The organism is Candidatus Bathycorpusculum sp., from assembly GCF_009778815.1.
GTDB classification, from domain to species: Archaea; Thermoproteota; Bathyarchaeia; order Bathyarchaeales; family Bathycorpusculaceae; genus Bathycorpusculum; species Bathycorpusculum hydrogenotrophicum.
Genome location: NZ_WRFL01000007.1, coordinates 41,116 through 59,314, shown reverse-complemented (window position 1 = coordinate 59,314; position 18,199 = coordinate 41,116). Strand labels below are relative to the sequence as shown.

The window sequence follows — 18,199 nt, the reverse complement described above, 5'->3', positions numbered from 1 at the left end:
TTTCAAAGAAGACCGCGATGGTGGATTTAACGCTTAAACTTTGGCACGCATTAACCACTGAAGACATCTTTACAGCATTTCAAAAAACCGCATTACTTATCTTTAGGTGAACACTCTCAAAAATAGAAAACAAAAACAAACAACCAACAGATTCCAAGTTTACCAAAAAAACAAGAGCTAAAACAAAAACAGATGTGACTTTACCGGCTTACTTTTTACCGGCTTTCTTTGCACAAGCAGTACCACAGTATTTTGCCTTGGCATCAAAGGTTGTGAAGGTTTTTTTGCACACTTGACATTTCTTCTCCAAACACTCAACCTCCTCACCGCATAAATGGAGACTTAACGCTAAAAACTTTACTAATCTACAAGAAACAACTATCCAATCAACAAACAACCAACTAACCAAAAAAAGATGACAAAATAAAGAGACAGCTAAACTAAGGGGGGTTGTTTGGGTTTAATTACCAAACGCAAGCTTAGGGCAAACTCGTAGTGGCCTTGATTTTTGCTAACAGCTATGTTAAAACCATCCACATTAACACTCACAGGTTCCCCGCCGCTGGAAAAGTCACGGATATTACCCACAAAATTGCTGATTTGACCAATAATATCGTTGATGTTAAAACTCATACCAAACACCTGCTCTGAGTCAAACACACCATAGAATCATCACATTCAACCACTATATTCCACCTCAGAAACCTACCATACAACAGACAAGAACCGCTTTAAAGATCTGTGACTACACAAAGCCAAACACAACAACTCATCATTTCATAACCTCAAAAAAGCGTTTCAAACATCAGTGTTAGTTAAACAGAAGACCTTTTAAAAACTATGAACAAAGAGTACATGGTGAGTAATCTGAAGATTGCTGTGATAGGTTGGGGATCGCTTTATTGGAATTCGCGAGGTTTAAAACTCAAAGGTCCTTGGAATTATGATGGCCCCCAACTACCTATAGAATTTGCACGTATATCAGAGAAAACACCACTAACACTTGTTTTATATCAAAATGCACCCAAAGTTCAGACACTATGGAATATAGGCGATTTTTCTAATCTAAACGAAGCAGTTTCAGCGCTGGCAACAAGGGAAGCAACAACAGAGAAAAACATTGGATTCTATTCACGACTCAATGGTAGCTGTCGGTGTAATGCTGTTCCAGAGGTTATTGGAACGATCAAAAAATGGGTGGAAACAAAAGGCTTTGATGCAGTTATTTGGACGGATTTGGGGAGTAACTTTTTTGAAACGCTTGGAACAGAACTATCGGAGGATTCGATTTATCACTATGTCAATGGCTTAGAGACCAATGAGAAAGTAACTGAGAAAGAATACATTACAAAAATCCATCCTCAAATCGATACGCCAATGCGTTGTTTAATGCGAATAAAGTTTGGCTGGCGAAGCCTAACGGAGTATCAGCAGGGGTTTTGGCTGAACAGAAACATATTCCTAGTTGCTGATGAGATAGAGCTAAAAAAAGTAAAACGTGAAGAATATGGGCAGGGAACCCAAGACACAGACATGCTAATTTTCACTAAAGCATTAGAGATGCTTGTTGATAGAGATGGGAAAATTTTGGGTGAAACCCTAAAACCCCGTTATGGAATATGGTTAGATGCCGCCAACCAGGCCGCAAATCAATACGAAAACAACCAGACGCAAAAAAATATAACTAACAACAATTAGTTTTTAGCTGTAGGGTTTTTTGCAGGGATACCTTGTTTGATTTTGTGGTAAGTTAGTGGGTTTCGGATTCTTCTACAGATGGGATCAGTGGTGTTGAGGCAAACGCCATGGGTTCGCAGAGTAGAACAGTTGTAGGTAACATAGGGTTGTCCAGTAGTTTTTCCGGCCAAGTTTTCAATCTGATATTTGGTCTTCTCGGCATTAAAGTCAGATACCTTTGAAAACAAGTTGGCAATAGCATCAGTGCTGACGCCTTGATGGAGCAGGTAGGTGACCATGGTTATTCGCTCAGTATGGGAGAGATGGGCACCGCTCTTAGCTCGATCGATAAGAGCTGTAATACAGGGAGGATATTCACCTTCTTCTGCACGTGGACCTATGTCAAATTTTTCTTCCAATTGAGATTTTACTTTTAGAAACTCTTCTTTCAACTCGTCTACATCCGCTTGGATTTCGGGGGGTAAGGCAGTTACCTTGTTATTGAGACTGGTTTCAATTCTTTCCTGAACTTCTTCTTGTAAGAGACGAGATAGTTCTTCAGAACTCACCAGCACCCAGCCCCTATCTAGGGCGCGGTTTCCTAGTTTCCATTTGGAAACTTGGATTAATCGTCCCTTGGAGGTATTTTTGAGGAAATTTGCAAAATGTATCCAAGTGCCATAGGTGTCAGTTCGAATCTGCCATTTAAAAGACTTTGCAATCACCGAAACAATCGCAGGGTTTTTTTCTGACTGCAAATATCTTTTGATTATTTTTGCCTCATGCAGTGCATAACGCGTTATCAACAAGGAATCTTCAGTTGCTGAAGCAAGAATAATAGCTGTTGGATAAGAAGCAATCTCTACTTCCATATTTTTGTCAGGCGGCAATAAAGGTTGATCAGGAAAAGATGCCAAGATCCGCTGCTTTGCACGTTTCCTCACCGCAGGGGCATCAACAATATCTTTGAATTCCAACTCTTTTTTAGCTATGAACTCACGTGCCTGCGCAATAAAAGGATACTTAACCATGTCTGCTGTAGCAATTGATATCTTAATACCCAAATCAGCTAATGCATCAACCCTCATATTCCTTCTGCATATAGAACCCGCACAGGTCTTCTTCTGCTATGGACCTGCAAAAGACAAATGGCTTAGAAATAGTCAAGAAAAAAACTAAAATATGCCAATAAAGCTGTATTTGGCGCTAAAACTTCAATTAATACTAAAACAGTTTATTTTTCGATTTTTTCGTAGCTTCGAAAACTCTCCAGCATCCGAATACCTTGAGGGGTTTGGATGAATTCCAAAAAACTGGAAAGTTTTTGCAGGGTTGGAGAGCACAGGATGTGTTCCATGGCGCAGGCGTCTTCTTCAGCGATAGCTTCATCGACGCCCAAAAGGGTAAGGAACGTTTGTAGAGAGCTTTCTCTTTTTTTGAGAAAAACTGCAAGATCGTTGCCTTTTTGTGTTAAAATTACGTTCCGATAGGGGGTATATTTAACAAAGCCCAAAGAGTCGAGTTTTTTGAGCATACTTGTGACGCTTGGAGATTTCACATCGAGCTCTTTGGCGATATCTGTTACCACAGCGTATCCCAGCTTTTTTGTGAGCTCATCTATAGTTTCGAGGTATGTTTCCTCAGTCGTGTTGAGTCTTGCCACACGTTCAGTTTCGCCCATAAGCTCGCTTCCCAGATACTTTCAGCCGGCAGCACTTATAAAATGTATGTTTAAACGGGGATTTTAACCTATCAAACTGATTCTTACACACAACAAGTAATCAGTAATGTAACAATAGTTACTACTTCCAACAGGTATACGGTTAATTTAGCAAAAAGAGGTTTTAGAGACAATCAGCAGGTGGTCTGCGATTGGTCGCAGAGAGAAAGGGAATTGTTCCCAACAAGACCGGCCCTTGCCGGCTGAATTTTTTTCACACAAACACCGCATGATCTTAGTTTATTTGAAGATGCAGTAGAGGGTAAAAGGGGGTAACAAGTTGTGTCTCCAAAAATGGGGCAGAAATCAAACGTTAACAAGCGTTACAGTAGCAAATTTGGAGAGTTTCGGTGTTATAAGGAGACGTTATATCAGTCTCCTCTCTATTTAACAAATGGTTAAACCTTGGAGTTAAGCAAAAAAAGCGGTGTACTCAATCTATGGCAACTACAGGACTAAAAAACTATTCAACAGCTATTCTTGTCATTATAACCTTTACTTTGCTCTGCACCGCTTTATTTTGCCCGATTTCTTCAGCACTACCAACTCGCAGATCAACGCCCATGTTACCGCTCATAAATGTTGCCGCACAGTTGCCAACTTCCCCGTCAGATAATAACTGGCCAATGTTTCGCGGCAATCCTACCAGATCAGGATATTTAACTAACACAACAATTGTTACAACAGGCTGGAACTATTCAACATATAATCCCATATCTTCCTCGCCAGCTATCGCTAACGGTTTAGTGTACATCAAAGGCGAACAGTTACTGTGTATAAACGCCTCAACAGGAACAAAAATCTGGGAATCCACAGTAAATATGGCACAAGAATTTTTATCTCCCGTAGTGTGCGACGGATATGTCTATGTCTGCTCAGACTTTCGAGGTGTAAGCAGTAATGTATACGCATTTAATGCCGCCACCGGCAAACAAATCTGGAGCTCACAAATAAATAATAGTGCATCTACTCCCGCAGTTTTCGATGGAGTACTCTACATAGGCTCAAATAGCGGCAAAGCTTACGCACTAAATGCCCAAACTGGAAAAATGCTCTGGAAACACAACATCGGAAGCGAGATAAACTCATCACCCACAGTAGATAACAATATGGTCTATATCGAAGCAAACGACGGCAAAACATATGCATTGGATGCTTCAACTGGTAAAGAAGTATGGAACCACACAACAGGCATCGAGGTCAAGTACCCCAGAGCATCATCGCCTGCTGTCGATAAGGGTGTTCTCTATATCGGTTCGAATAATAATGGGGTCTATGCTCTAAACGCTAGCACCGGAGAGGAAATATGGCATTTTTCACTCAATCATGCTGTACTTACAACCCCTGCGGTAAGCGACAACACAGTTGTTATACTGACCCATGCCGGTATATATGCTATAAATGCAAATTCCGGAATCGAAGTATGGAAATTCAAAACATCCCCCGAATTCCTGCCAAATGGTCACGAAGCATCTTCACCCGCTATCGCTAAAGGTATTGCCTATGTAAATTCTTATGACTACAACCTCTACGCGCTTAATGTCTCAACAGGTGAAAAAATAGGGAACTTTACAATAGTTGAACCAAAAATTGATGCTCTTACAAGAGTCTCATCACCTGCTGTGTCAAACGGTATCGTATATGTCAGCATCGACAGAACTCTTTTTGCAATCCCCGAATCGACTTTTATAATCACACCCAATCCATCATCAGAACCAGCATCGATCTTCATCTACATGGGCATAACAGGCACTATTTTGGGACTTACGGCAATAGCAATAATTATTCTGAAACTCAAACACAAAAAAGTAGCGTAAACTCCCTTAAACTCCGCCCGTCCATTTTAGATACGATAATAAAACAGTAGACACCTAATCATCACAAAGAAAAGGAAGCAAACAACACCTCCCGCTTAATCTCTTTCTACAAATAACCATTTTGCTCTGGCTTCAAACAGCATACCTCAAGAGTCAAAATCCATATGTCACAAATTTGCCAAGAAAACGCTAAACAGCCATGCAAAAAACCCATTTTTTCCAGTAGGAAAAGAGCAAGTCGACATATAATTACTAAAATAATCAGAAAACGTCTTAAAGTTGTTTTTATGTATGGTTATGCGAAGTTTATATGCCTACTAATCTGCCGCCTGACGCACTCGATAAATGGGAAGAAGTAGAGAACTCCAAGAGTCCTCGCGAGAGAATGGAGAAGATGCAGGAATTTCTAAAGTATGTTCCGCAGCATAAAGGTACCCTCAAACTCCGAGGCGAAATTAAACGCAAAATTGCCATGATCAAAAACGACATGGAAGACAAGAAACGCAAAGGCACAGGCAAAAGCAGTGGAGGACCCAAACTTTTTGTTGAAAAAGAAGGCTCCGCACAGATAGCAATTCTGGGCATGACCAACACGGGCAAAAGCTGTCTAATGCAGGCAGTCACCAAAGCCAACGTTGTTGTTGCACCAACGACATTTACCACCCGACAACCAGTGCCGGGTATTATGGATTTTGGGGATGTTCAGTTTCAGTTAGTAGAAACACCAGCGGTTATGGACGGAAGCGGCGATGGTCGCGCGTGGGGACCTGTAACACTTGGAGTGGCACGCAATGCAGATGGCATATTGCTAATGGTGGATCTTACCCAAAACCCAGTGGAACAACTAGAACTTTTAGTGTCCGAGTTGGAAAAGAGCCGCGTGTTAGTAACCCGGCCTAATGGACGGGTGGAAATTGATCGTCGTCACGCTGGAACCTCTTTGCGTATCATTTTAATTGGTAAACTCATTGGCACCACCATGAAAGATGTTGAAACAATGCTTCGTAGCTACCGCATAAACGATGCGATTGTCAAAATCACAGGTGAAGTCACCCTCGATGATGTTGAAGATTCCATCTTTGAAACCACTACCTACAAAGCCGCCGTAGTTGTCGCCAACAAACTCGATACAAAAGGCGCCGAAAATAATTTGCGCATTCTCAAAAAATATGTGGGTGACAAGATGCCGATCATAGCGATGTCATGTGAACAGAAAAAAGGCATTGAGGAACTGGGCAGAGCCATGATTTCCAGCTTAGGCATCATACGCGTCTACACAAAAGAACCCGGCAACAAACAAGACACCGGACGCCCCTTCGCACTAAAAAAAGGCGCAACCATGGGCGATTTAGCCCGCAACATCCACAAAGAATTCGTCTCAAACTTTATGTTTGCAATGGTTTGGGCAAAACGACTACCCTTTAGCCCCAAAAAAGTCGGCTTAAACTTTGTACTCGACGACGGAGACATCGTTGAAATCCACGTCAAAACCCGAGGCACAACCGAGTAACATACTAAACTTTTGACACGGGCAGTTAAGCTATTGTAGCAAGCTACCAGTTTTTGCCGAAACAAATTTGTTGTCTTTTTGTTTTAGTAACCTCAACTGCACAAATTTTGGGGTAATACGTTTTTGAGAGACAACTTTGTGAGTGGAGTTTCGACCTTTTTTGGGATTTCAATTAACCGCTATTTTATATTTGCATGTTTGACGACGTAGACCTTGGAGAGCAAAAAAAGTAGCTCTCAACGAGATCTCCCCCACCAAATCCGCCACCCGCAACTTCTCCAAAACCCGAAAATACAAAAACAAACAAAGAAACGAAACAAAAAAATAACCCCTAACCGCATCACTATCACCCAAATACACTTATCATTCTCCAACTCATTTTTCATAGCATCAAACACCACCTCAACTAACTCCCGCTCCTCATAGAGCATATAAACTCTCTCCACTCAAAGCCAAATTAGTCAAAATCGAAATCCGCCCCAGCCGACGCTCATCCACCACAATACCGCCCTTTAGTGTCTTTCACCTTGCGCTTTAACAAATTCGATATCGTCTCCCCACGCAATAATACACCTTCAAAGACAAACAACCGCAATATTTTTGGTTGCGTCTTTTTCGGGCAATTTTTGGGCCTCTTTGGGCCTATGCGATTGACAAGACGGCAGTGATAGATTTCGGGCAGTATATTAATACAGGTATAAATTAACTGATGGACTAATGATGGAATAAAATTTTTGGCTACTATAAAAAGAGGGGTCAGGGTGAGACAGCTGGATAGGCGAAGAAGGTTAGGTGAATAAGGGAAGGGAAACTGCCCAGCCATATGTCCCGATGGAAGCATGACACGATGTGAGGATACATCAGTGTGTCATACCTCCATGCCCCTTTGCAAGATACATAGAGGCTTTGTTTGATTTAATGCTAAGCACCAGAACAAACTGTCCAATTATTAGATAAACAAACAGCCGCATCAATACGGTATTGGATAAGTATTGAGCGTTTTATCTAACAATTAGACATACAAACAAATCTAACCGACTTTTAGGTGTTGGCGACGAATAAAACAATCATCTCCCCCATCATTGTGGAACAATATTTGTTTGTCAAACATATACAAATTTATATCAGAATATAGAGTTCCGTAAGGATATACTGTTTTTCCCTTTGGTAGGGTGTTGGAATTTTAGCACATATTTAGCATTGAACTTTATGGAAATTACGCAATATCGTTACAATATTTGCTAGGGATCCTCACGGGGCTAAATACGTACAAAAATTGCAAGGTTTAGTTTTGCCTTTAGCGATTTTTGTTAAATACCCTCTGAAGGGGGTTTTGGAAAATTTGATGACCGATAAATCAATATGCGCTCCAACCACCGTCTACTGTCAGTGTGGTGCCGTTAACAAAGCTTGAATCCTCAGACGCAAGGAAGAGAGCCGCTTTTGCGATTTCTTCTGCAGAACCCTGGCGAGGATTTGTGACCATACCAGATCTCACCCGTGAGAGGCCAAACGCACTAGGATTTTTTATACCAACAGAAATCTCGGTATCTATTGAACCTGGACAGATTGCATTGCACCGGATACCTTTTGATGCATACATAAAGCCAACGTTTTTTGTCAGACCGACAACAGCAAACTTGGAGGTAGTGTACGCCGTACCTGCACGTGAGCCAAAGAGACCACCAACAGATGCAATGTTTATGATAACGCCTGAGCCTTTACTTATCATAATGGGCAAACTTTTTCGAATCAGATTAAAGGGCGCTTTAAGGTTGATGCTCATAACGTGATCCCAGAGTTCGTTTGTTACTTCAGTAACAGGCATCATATCATCCATAATACCTGCATTGTTAACCAAGATGTCTAGTGTACCAAATTCGGTGACAATGCTATCTATGAGTGTATTCATGGTTGACTCATCGGAGACATCGCCTTTACGTGCTATAATTTTGCCCGATAGCTCTGCAGATGAGTTCTCAAGTTCAATGAGACGTTCTAAGCGTCTTGCAACTGCAATAACTGTTGCTCCTTCTTTGGCAAAAAGCAAAGATATAGCCTTGCCCATACCAGAACTTGCACCTGTAACTAATACGATCTTGTTCTCTAGTTTCAACATCTAACATTCCCCAGTTTATTTACGCTTTACCTTAACTAACAATAAGACCAAAAAACATACCGGTATAAAATAAAAAGAGTACAAGTCTCGCAACGGTCTGCGAGTATTACCACATCAGTTAAACGGTTAGAACTTTAGTTAGAACTAAGTGTAAATGGGCAAATTAAAAAAGAGAAGGCAGAGTTGTTTTATCTGCTGGATTGTGCGACGCGTTCGATTTCGTTGCGTTTTGCGACGCCGGCGGATTTGATGTCTTTAGCGGCTGCGAGCACGAGTTCGTCTGCGAGTGTTTCTTGTATGCTGCGTGGGTTGTTGGCTGAAGTGGCGCGGGCACCAGATGTTATGTGGCGGATGGCGAGGTCGATTCTGCGTTGGGGGGCAACATCAACTGAGAGGTGATAGACGACTCCACCGTAGCTGACACGTGTGGTGTCTTCGCATGGGGCGGCGTTTTCTACTGCCTGTACCAGTACATCGATTGGGTTTTTGCCTGTGCGCAGGTTGATTATTTCGAATGTTTCTTTGACAATGTTTGTTGCTTTGGCTTTTTTGCCTGCGTTTTTGCCGCCGCGCATCAAGCCGTTGATTAAGCGTTCAACGATGTTGACTCGGGCTTTGCGGAATCTTTGGTGTTCATGGCGGCCCATGCTGTGGGGGGCAACCATTGGAGTTAGGTTTAGGTATCGTTGAAGTCCGATGTCTTTGACGTTGATGTCTTTGAAGCTCCATTTCTGGAAAAGCTTGATTTCCTGGGGCGGGGAAACAGTTATTGTTTGTGACATAACATTTACCTTGCTGGTTTCTGTTTACGTCCATAGACGAGTTCGTTTAAACTGACGCCGTTGACCATGACAACTTTCCATCTGACACCGGGAATGTCGCCCATAGCACCCCCACGGGTGCCGCCGATGCCTTCTACCACGACTTCATCGTGTTCGTCAACAACGTTTAAGGCGCCGTCTCCGGGGAGGAAAGCAGTTATGGTTCTGCCGTTTTTGATAAGCTGAGTGCGGACACATTTACGAATGGCGCTGTTTGGCTGTTTGGATTCGACACCTACTTTTTCGAGCACAATACCCCGGCTTTGGGGAGCGCCCTGCATAGGGTCAACTTTTTCGTCGAGCATTAACATGCGTCGGTTAAAGTAACGATCGTGCCAGCGGAAATTCTTCCGTTTTTTAGCTAATTGCCTTGCGGCGAATTCGCCTCTTGGTGACTTGGAACCCATACTGTAGATATTCCTTCTTTTTGCACAACCATAGTTCAAACACTCATATTTAAAGGAAACGAAACAGAAACATCATAGCGACACCTAAAGCGTCAGGTTTATCAAACAAACCTACCAATCACCTAAAAAAACACAATTTTCCAATAAAAACTCCGGGGCAGACCCAAATTAGCACCCACAACACAACAGACACACAAAAAGCTACAGGAAAAAAGCCAGCAAAATAACCACAACAACATTGCCAAGAGAGTTAAACACAGAAAGTGAGGAGCTTATTGCTCCAAGTTTGTTTAGCACTTGTTTACCACATGAATAGGTGTGGTGTGTTTATGAGATGAGTTTTTGTCTGCCTTCTTCTATGAGTTTTATGGTTTGGGCTTGCCATGCTTCAAAGCCTTGGGGTGTTGCGGGGTAGGTGTTGTAGTGTGCGCCTAGGCCTCTCATCATGGTGACTGTTAGGCGGAGTTTGTTTAGGAAGCCGACTCTGCGGATGCCGCGGAAGACGCGTTTGGCGGTTTCGGTGATGTTTAGGTGGAAGTCATCGCCCATGCCTGCTTTGAGGACGTCGTCTTCGGTCATGAGTTTTTCGTTCATGCCGTAGTTGAGGTCTTCGTCGTTGCAACTTAGCAAAAACATTTTAAAGATATCAAGGGTGCCCTGTTTTTTGCCATAGGTGTCCATGTATTTTTTGTTATAGTTCCAGAGGCCTTCTTTGGTGGGTTGGTCTTTTTCTATGGCTTCAACGATTTGTTGTCCTGCAAAGTAGCCAGATAGCATTGAGGGACCAATACCGCCGCCGTGGATGGGGTTGACAAGTGATGCTGCATCGCCGACTAGGACAACGCCGTTGCCGACCATGTTGTCGATTGGTCTGCGTACAGGGTCAAACCATGCGCCGCCGGTTAGTACGGTAGAGTTGTTGAACATGGGTTTGGTGAAAGTTGTTTTGTAGAGTTGTTCTTTGGGGTTGGGGTAGCCGGTTTTGCGCATGCAGGTGCCGATGCCAACATTGACGCGGGCGCCGCCTTTGGGGAAAATCCATACGTAGCCGCCTGGGCTGCTTTTTTGGTTGAGATATATTTCGCAGAAACGGGTGTTTTGGGTTTCTTGTTTTAGTTGGCGGATTTCGCGGTAGCAAGCTTCAACGTCTTGGTTGTCTATGTTGCGCTCAATGCCAAACTCGGCTGGGAGTTGCTTGCGAACCATGGCAAAGTAGCCGCTGGCGTCCACTACGACTTTGCTACGTAGCTCGGTGACTTGTCCGGTTTTTGTGTTCTTAGCAACAACACCTGTGACTGCACCCTTTTCGATTATGGGAGAGCGGAAGTTTGTGTTGTCCTGCAACATGGCACCTTTGTCAAGGGCCTTTTTGAGTAGCCATTGGCCAAAGAGGTGTCGGTTAAGGATAAAGCCCACGAAATCTTTGTCGGCTATGGTAAATACGGTGTTTTCGTCGGGGGAGAAGATTTTGATGCCGTCAATGTTGGCGTCTATTTCTCCGCCGGTGGGTTTTTCAAGGCCCAAAAAGGTGAGATGATGTTCGCCTATGGCGTCACCGCAAATTTTTTCTCCGATTGCTTCTTGGGGGCTTTTTTCGATTAGAGTAACTTTTAGTCCTTTTTCAGCGATGGTTTTGGCGGCTAAGCAACCTGCTGTTCCAGCGCCGACAACTATTGCGTCATAGTTCTCCATGGTCCTCTCTCCAATTAACTTTACTTATTACACTATGTTGTGTAAGTAAACCCTAATAAATTAGGAAGTGAGAAAAACCACACCAAGTGACAACAATGAGCACTCCTCTAACGTTGAGCGCGGAATTTCGTAAAACTGTTGAATCTCAGATGAACCAAGTACTTCAAGGCATAGAGATCACCTTTAATCAAATCATAGAAAAACAAAAAATCACCCCCACCGAACTTAAAAACGAAGTTGAGAGCCTCCAAGACACCTTCAATCTTCTCTTCCAGAAATGGAGCTTAGAAATCCTCTACACACTTATGCTAAAAGACACCATAGGTTTTGGAGAAATCAAAAAAATCTTAGGCGTCAACTCCCGCACCCTTAGCGACAAACTCAAGATGCTCCAAACCCACCGATACATAACCCGCAATGTCACCACCGGCCCACCCCTGAACGTAAAATACACTCTAACCATGAAAGGAAAAAACACAGTTCTATTAGCGCTACCACTGCTCTACTACACAAGCTCAACAGAACCAAACGATCTGCCCAAAAAAGACAGATAACTTGGAACGACAGAAAATCCGGTGTATATTTGGCTAACATACAAACATACAAAAGGGCTGTTTGCTTGCAGATGGAAAATGCACTCTCACAACCACACAACCACGGCTTACCTTTGCATATTTATCATATACAAAGATTTATTAAAAAATAAAACATATCAGATGTTTAGGAAATAAAATGGAAACTAAAGAAATGTCATATAAACTTATAGCAGTAGGTTTTATGGCAGTTCTTCTTATAGGGTATAGCTCACTAATTCTCTATTATGGGGTGGCGGTAAGCCTGTCAAGAGGGTTTTTTGGCGGCATAAGTAGTGGTCTAGGAATATGCATTGCAATGCAATTGACGGGCTTAGGGTTATTGCTTATGCTTAGAATTCATCATAAGTCCAAATTAAAATTAAAGCAAACACATGAAACCAAAGTATAGCTAACGAAGGAGCATTCGTGTTATGAATGTGAATAGTCTTGTTTTAGTTGTTGATGTAAGCTTGTTGATTCTTTTATAGTCTCAAATACCATGCAGGTTAGGGTTTTGTCTAGGCCTTTGATGCGGCGGAGTTTGTCTACGACGAATTTGCCGATGGCTTCTACGTTTTCGGCTCGGAGTTTTACCAGCAGGTCCCAGTTGCCGGTTATGATGTGGACTTCTTGGACTTCTGGGAGTTGTGCGATTTCTTCTGCGACGTCTCTTTGGGTGATTTGGGGTTCGTCGTTTTTGCTGTAGGATACTGAGGCTAAGATAAAGGCGGTGGTGCCTAGGTTGAGTTTTTGGGGGTCGAGGATGGCGCGGTATTGTTTGATGATGCCGTGGTCTTCTAGGCGTTTGATTTTGGCAAAGACGGTGGTCAGGGGGATGTTGATTTTTTTGGCGATTTGATTGGCGGTTAGTTTGCTGTTTTCTTGGATGAGTAAAAGAATGGCGTGGTCTTTTTCGTCGAGTTTAACAGCAGGAGCAGTCATGTGTAAATATTACAGGTTTTGGGTATAAAAAGCTATAGGAATTGTAATTTATACAGGTTTTTTTTATAAAAAATTTATTAGTTTCACAGTACAACTTAGAACCAAAAGGGATCTGTATATGCTAAATCAAGAACAAATCGAAATCCCAAAACCCCTCGATCAGCTAACGCCAGAGGAAATCACCCGCAAAGCCGCCATAGGTAAACTCATGACCTACACTCTAAAAAGCCTCACCGACACCTACATCAACAAAGGCTTCCAATGGCTCCTCCCAGTTATGTTAAGCCAAAGCACTGACCCACTCTGGCCAGATCCCAACCTATCAATAGAGAAACGTATCGAATTTGAAATTTATGGCAAACCGGTGCGCACAACCACCAGCATGATAATCCACAAACTCGCAGCAACCTCTACTGCTTATCCTAAACTATTTATCCTCTCACCCAACATCCGCATCGAGAGAGCAGACCGCGCCAAAACCGGCCGACACATCTACGAATTCACCCAACTCGACTTCGAAATCGTAGACGCCACCACCCAAGACGTCTTTACACTCGTCGAGGAAGCCCTAATCACACTCATAAAAGACATAAAACAAAACCATAAAACCGAACTAACCACCCTGGGCCGCCTAAACAACCCAGAAGTACCCAAAGCACCCTTTAAAATCTATGACCGAACAGACCTCGAAGCCAAACACGGCCTCGACTGGGAAACAAACCTCATATCAGAACTCAAAGAACCCGCCTGGGTCATAAACATCCCCCGCCAATTCTACGACTCAGAAGACTTCCAAACAGGGAGATGGGACAACTATGATCTAATCCTACCCCAATTCGGAGAAGTCCTCTCAGGCTCTAAGCGCGAATACCAATATGAAAAAATCATCAAAAAAATGGAACGCGACCAAGTCAAAAAAGAAAACTATAGACGCCTCATCGAGATGGCAAAAGAAGGCAAACTAAAACCAACCGCAGGCGCAGGCATAGGCATAGAACGCCTCGTCGGATGGATAGCAGGCGTCAAACACATAGCAGAATGCCAACCCTTCCCCCGAGCACCAGGAAACGTTAATGAACTCTAACCGTAACTGCTAAACTATGAATCCATATTTAGAAGCCCTACAACCCAAACTAAGCCCCTCAGACTTTAAAAAACTCAGCGCCATAAACAACCCCAACGTACACGAGTTCATCGCAAAAGAAAGCGACCTCTGCGCCCCCGAAAAAATATTCATCTGCAGCGACACCAAAGAAGACATCGAATACGTCCGCAAACAAGCTATAGCCGCCGGCGAAGAAAAAGCCATCCTAAACATGGAAGGACACACCGTACACTTTGACGGTGAACAAGATCAAGGACGAGACCGCCAAGCAACCAAATACCTAGTTTCCAAAGGCTCCACCTTGAGCAAAGCACTCAATCAAATGGATCGCCAAGAAGGCCTCATAGAAGTCAGAGGCCTGCTCAGAAACAGCATGATAGGCAGAACGATGATTGTCCGCTTTATCTCTCTGGGTCCAGCTGACTCCATCTTTACCATTCTTGGACTACAATGCACCGATTCATGGTACGTTGCACACTCCGAATCACTCCTCTACAGACCAGGCTATAACCAGTTTGTGAAAGCAGGAAATATAACTGACTTCCTCAAAGTCGTCCACTCTGCAGGCAAAGTCAACAGCGACATGGTCAGCATAGATTACGCCAAAAAAGCCATCTACATCGACCACATGGACGAAACCATCTATAGCGTCAACACCCAATACGCAGGTAACAGCGTGGGCTTCAAAAAACTGGCCTTCCGCTTAGCCATCCGCAAAGCCAGCAGTGAAGGTTGGCTAGCAGAGCACATGCTACTTATGGGTGTGTTTGGTCCCAACGGACGCAAAACCTATTTTGCAGGAGCATTCCCAAGTGCATGCGGTAAAACCTCCACAGCCATGTTACCCGGCGAAACCATCCTAGGCGACGACATAGCCTACATACGCGATGTCAACTCAACGGCCCGCGCAGTCAACGTAGAGTCAGGCATATTTGGCATTATCCAAGACGTAAAACCCAAAGACGACGCCCTAATCTGGAAAGTCCTAACTAGCCCCGGAGAAATCGTATTTAGCAACATTCTAGTAAAAGACGGCAAACCCTACTGGCTGGGCATGGGTGAAGAACTACCCAAAGACGGCCTAAACTATACCGGCACATGGTATGAAGGTAAAAAAGATGACGCAGGCAACGATGTTCCAGCCGCCCACAAAAACGCACGCTACGCAGTAGCTCTAAAAGCACTCGAAAACGTCGATCCTGAACTTGACAACCCCGCAGGTGTTGAATTAGGCGGTGTCATGTATGGCGGACGCGACGCAAAAGCCTACGTACCAGTTCAGCAAGGTTTCAGCTGGGAACACGGCATCATTGCATACGGCGCATCATTGGAAACCGAAACAACATTTGCCACCATCGGCAAAGAAGGTGTACCTGAGATCAACATGATGAGCATACAAGACTTCATCTCCATCCCTATGGGCAAAAACGTCTCAAACAACCTAAACTTTGGAAGCAAACTCGCAAAACAACCCACCGTGTTTGGAGTTAACTATTTTCTGCGCGACATCGAAAGCGGCAAATACCTCAACAGCCCCCAAGACAAACACGTCTGGATCAAATGGATGGAACAAAGAGTCCACAAAGAAGTAGACGCAATAAAAACACCAACAGGGTACATACCCAAATACGAAGACCTAAAAAGACTCTTCAAAGAAGTCCTCAACAAAGACTACCAAAAAGAAGACTACAACAAACAATTCACCATCCGCATCCCCGAAAACATCGCAAAAATTGAACGCGTACAAAGATTCTACCAAGAAAACGTCACCGATACCCCTCTAGAACTCTTCGGCATACTCTTCCAGCAACGCCAAAGACTAATCGAAGCAAAAGAGAAATACGGCGAATACATTTCACCCGAATGCTTCGAAAAAGAAACCCAAAACTAAAAACAAACCCCACAAGGGTTTTCTCTTTTTATAGTAACCCAACTTTCAAGTTAACAATATAGGAACAACACCAGTTAACCCAATTAAAATTAATAGAGAATTCTGAGACGCCAAAGCGGTAGACCATTACGGGAACGCCAAGAATAAACCAATAAAATCCCAAAAACAGGAATTCAGAGACTAAACTATAGGGCTTAACTCGGAAAAGTTTTGGGTAAAACCATAAATCAAACAATTTTAAATAAACCCCACTAACGCCACAGTTAATTTAATAAAAAAAGAAAAACCATAAGAGAAAGGAAAGGACCAGACGGTGAAAAAACCAGAAAATAAAAATCCCACATACACACTAGACATGACTACTGATGCACAAGGTGACGGCTCAGTTACATGCCCCAAATGCAACACAGCCATCTCACCCGATGATGAAACAGAAGAAAACTATGAAATCATAAGCAGTGAGATCCAAAACGGCGAACTCGCAGAACTAGTACTCAAATGTAGCAAATGTAACAACACCATAAAACTAACAGGCTTCTAGTAAACTCCACAAAACAAACCAACACCAAACACACCATCATAAACTCGATTCTGTAGGTATATATTTTTTTAAATGAGAATTGTCGTGTAAGTACGTTTACTTAGTTTGTGTTAGATGATGACGGATTTACATATCGTGTTGGTACGGCTGGTTTTGTTTAACGGTTATTGCTTTTGTGATTTTTTTTAAAAAATAGAAATAAACCAACAACAATACTGACAATTACAACTATTGGAACTATAAGCACCACATAACCCATCAGACTGTCATCGTCGTCGTTAGGATATATGTTGCTATACTGTGTAGCAGTGTTGCCAGAAATTATACCATCATGTCGGTTAAATGTGCCAGCGTTATATATACCTCCGCCAACGTCAGCCACATTATTAGAAATTACACTATTTCCAGACAAACTAAAATTGCCATCAGGCCAATTATATACCCCACCCCCATTGGTAGCTTGATTATTAGAAATCATACCACCAGACATACTAAAAACACCACTGTTAGACACACCCCCACCTGATTGCATCAAATTTCCACCAACATTATTAGAGATTTCACCACCAAACATACTAAAGATACCCGTGTTTTGCACACCCCCACCATCATTATTACGAATTACACCACCCTTCAGCTCAAAAAGAGGACTCAAGTCATATAGACGACGGTTGTACACGCCAAATCCTATGTTGTTAGAGATTTCACCACCAAACATACTAAAGATACCGTGGTCGCAGTTGTACACACCTCCACCATAGCCAGCATTGGCATTGTTATTGGAAATTTTGCCACCATACATTTCAAATGTGCCCCAATTATTTACACCATCACCAAAATTATTGCCTGAAATCTCGCCATCATACAGAATAAGTGTACCGCCTACACTAACACGTACAAGTCTATTCCAAGCAATAGGATCATTTATGCAAGTTACAACAACACCATCAAGTCTTAACACGCTACTGCTCTCGACATCAATAACAGAAACAGGAAAATTATACTCATTTGGAGTAATTGCAAGGCGACCTGTTTCTCCGCCGATCAGTTTGAAAAACTTGGATGCACTTGCACTTGTTAAGGTAATGTTTTTGTCAACAGGAATAATGAGTGGTTCTGTAAGTGTAATATCGTTAGCAAGAGCAATAACTGTAGAGCCTGCAGCGTTATTGACAGCAGTTCTAAGTTCTCTCTCGTTACTAACTACTCTGTCAGATGCACCCGATACAAAAGGAGAAACACCGCTACTAAACATAGAAATAAAACAAGAAGAAACCAGCACTGTAACAAACAATAGGGAGACAAAAAAAGCCTTATTATAGAAACAACTGGAAGTAGCTTTAGACTTAACATTTGTATACATGAAGGTATCCTCTTAGAGG

The 18,199-nt window shown here is 42.8% G+C and carries 18 protein-coding genes; 9 read left to right on the top strand and 9 right to left on the bottom strand.

Going from position 1 to position 18,199, the window contains the following annotated elements; genetic code table 11:
- Window positions 1–435: 435 nt before the first annotated feature.
- A complete protein-coding gene (locus FWF39_RS02835; RefSeq protein WP_343381923.1) occupies window positions 436–633 on the bottom strand; it encodes a hypothetical protein in 198 nt (65 codons plus the stop codon).
- A gap of 225 nt (window positions 634–858) precedes the next feature.
- Between FWF39_RS02835 and FWF39_RS02830 the strand changes: the two genes are divergently transcribed.
- Window positions 859–1,698: a hypothetical protein gene (locus FWF39_RS02830; RefSeq protein WP_343381922.1), complete on the top strand. Its 840-nt coding sequence runs from the start codon at window positions 859–861 to the stop codon at window positions 1,696–1,698.
- Here the strand turns inward: FWF39_RS02830 and FWF39_RS02825 are convergent.
- Window positions 1,695–2,708 carry a hypothetical protein gene (locus tag FWF39_RS02825; RefSeq protein ID WP_343381921.1) on the bottom strand — a complete coding sequence of 338 codons (1,014 nt, stop codon included), beginning with the start codon at window positions 2,706–2,708 and terminating at the stop codon, window positions 1,695–1,697. The genes FWF39_RS02830 and FWF39_RS02825 overlap by 4 nt on opposite strands.
- Here FWF39_RS02825 and FWF39_RS02820 point away from each other — a divergent pair.
- Window positions 2,707–2,856 (top strand): hypothetical protein, encoded by a 150-nt coding sequence (locus FWF39_RS02820; protein WP_343381920.1) that lies wholly within the window; start codon window positions 2,707–2,709, stop codon window positions 2,854–2,856. The two genes, FWF39_RS02825 and FWF39_RS02820, sit on opposite strands and share 2 nt — an antisense overlap.
- Before the next feature lie 55 nt (window positions 2,857–2,911).
- On the opposite strand, the gene FWF39_RS02815 is transcribed toward FWF39_RS02820, so the two are convergent.
- Window positions 2,912–3,358, bottom strand: a complete 447-nt coding sequence (locus tag FWF39_RS02815; RefSeq protein WP_343381919.1) for a metal-dependent transcriptional regulator — start codon at window positions 3,356–3,358, stop codon at window positions 2,912–2,914.
- A 479-nt stretch (window positions 3,359–3,837) separates the two neighbouring features.
- Here FWF39_RS02815 and FWF39_RS02810 point away from each other — a divergent pair, with 479 nt between their 5' ends.
- On the top strand, window positions 3,838–5,214 hold the full coding sequence (locus FWF39_RS02810; RefSeq protein WP_343381918.1) for a PQQ-binding-like beta-propeller repeat protein: 1,377 nt from the start codon (window positions 3,838–3,840) through the stop codon (window positions 5,212–5,214).
- A gap of 310 nt (window positions 5,215–5,524) precedes the next feature.
- On the top strand, window positions 5,525–6,724 hold the full coding sequence (locus tag FWF39_RS02805; protein WP_343381917.1) for a GTPase: 1,200 nt from the start codon (window positions 5,525–5,527) through the stop codon (window positions 6,722–6,724).
- Between the two features lie 1,357 nt (window positions 6,725–8,081).
- Here the strand turns inward: FWF39_RS02805 and FWF39_RS02800 are convergent.
- From FWF39_RS02800 to FWF39_RS02785, 4 genes are all read right to left on the bottom strand, one after another.
- On the bottom strand, window positions 8,082–8,843 hold the full coding sequence (locus FWF39_RS02800) for an SDR family oxidoreductase (RefSeq protein WP_343381916.1): 762 nt from the start codon (window positions 8,841–8,843) through the stop codon (window positions 8,082–8,084).
- A 188-nt stretch (window positions 8,844–9,031) separates the two neighbouring features.
- A complete protein-coding gene (locus FWF39_RS02795; RefSeq protein WP_343381915.1) occupies window positions 9,032–9,625 on the bottom strand; it encodes a 30S ribosomal protein S7 in 594 nt (197 codons plus the stop codon).
- Between the two features lie 5 nt (window positions 9,626–9,630).
- Complete coding sequence (locus tag FWF39_RS02790) at window positions 9,631–10,071, bottom strand: 30S ribosomal protein S12 (RefSeq protein WP_343381914.1); 441 nt, start codon at window positions 10,069–10,071, stop codon at window positions 9,631–9,633.
- 327 nt (window positions 10,072–10,398) lie between these two features.
- Window positions 10,399–11,763 (bottom strand): NAD(P)/FAD-dependent oxidoreductase, encoded by a 1,365-nt coding sequence (locus tag FWF39_RS02785; protein ID WP_343381913.1) that lies wholly within the window; start codon window positions 11,761–11,763, stop codon window positions 10,399–10,401.
- 95 nt (window positions 11,764–11,858) lie between these two features.
- Between FWF39_RS02785 and FWF39_RS02780 the strand changes: the two genes are divergently transcribed.
- Together FWF39_RS02780 and FWF39_RS02775 are read left to right on the top strand one after the other, a co-directional pair.
- Entirely contained in the window at window positions 11,859–12,317 is a 459-nt protein-coding gene (locus FWF39_RS02780; protein WP_343381912.1) for a winged helix-turn-helix transcriptional regulator, read from the top strand.
- Window positions 12,318–12,495: 178 nt separating this feature from the next.
- Window positions 12,496–12,747 carry a hypothetical protein gene (locus FWF39_RS02775; protein WP_343381911.1) on the top strand — a complete coding sequence of 84 codons (252 nt, stop codon included), beginning with the start codon at window positions 12,496–12,498 and terminating at the stop codon, window positions 12,745–12,747.
- 20 nt (window positions 12,748–12,767) lie between these two features.
- Here FWF39_RS02775 and FWF39_RS02770 read toward each other — a convergent pair whose 3' ends face one another.
- Window positions 12,768–13,280 carry an Lrp/AsnC family transcriptional regulator gene (locus FWF39_RS02770; protein WP_343381910.1) on the bottom strand — a complete coding sequence of 171 codons (513 nt, stop codon included), beginning with the start codon at window positions 13,278–13,280 and terminating at the stop codon, window positions 12,768–12,770.
- Window positions 13,281–13,398: 118 nt separating this feature from the next.
- On the opposite strand from FWF39_RS02770, the gene FWF39_RS02765 reads away from it, so the two are divergent.
- The 3 genes from FWF39_RS02765 (at window position 13,399) to FWF39_RS02755 (ending at window position 16,817) form a co-directional block, all read left to right on the top strand.
- Window positions 13,399–14,364 (top strand): asparagine synthetase A, encoded by a 966-nt coding sequence (locus tag FWF39_RS02765; protein ID WP_343381909.1) that lies wholly within the window; start codon window positions 13,399–13,401, stop codon window positions 14,362–14,364.
- A 16-nt stretch (window positions 14,365–14,380) separates the two neighbouring features.
- Window positions 14,381–16,276, top strand: coding sequence for a phosphoenolpyruvate carboxykinase (GTP) (locus FWF39_RS02760; protein ID WP_343381908.1), 1,896 nt, complete (start codon window positions 14,381–14,383; stop codon window positions 16,274–16,276).
- Between the two features lie 313 nt (window positions 16,277–16,589).
- On the top strand, window positions 16,590–16,817 hold the full coding sequence (locus FWF39_RS02755) for a hypothetical protein (RefSeq protein ID WP_343381907.1): 228 nt from the start codon (window positions 16,590–16,592) through the stop codon (window positions 16,815–16,817).
- A gap of 157 nt (window positions 16,818–16,974) precedes the next feature.
- On the opposite strand, the gene FWF39_RS02750 is transcribed toward FWF39_RS02755, so the two are convergent.
- Window positions 16,975–18,072: a hypothetical protein gene (locus tag FWF39_RS02750; RefSeq protein WP_343381906.1), complete on the bottom strand. Its 1,098-nt coding sequence runs from the start codon at window positions 18,070–18,072 to the stop codon at window positions 16,975–16,977.
- Window positions 18,073–18,199 lie beyond the last annotated feature (127 nt).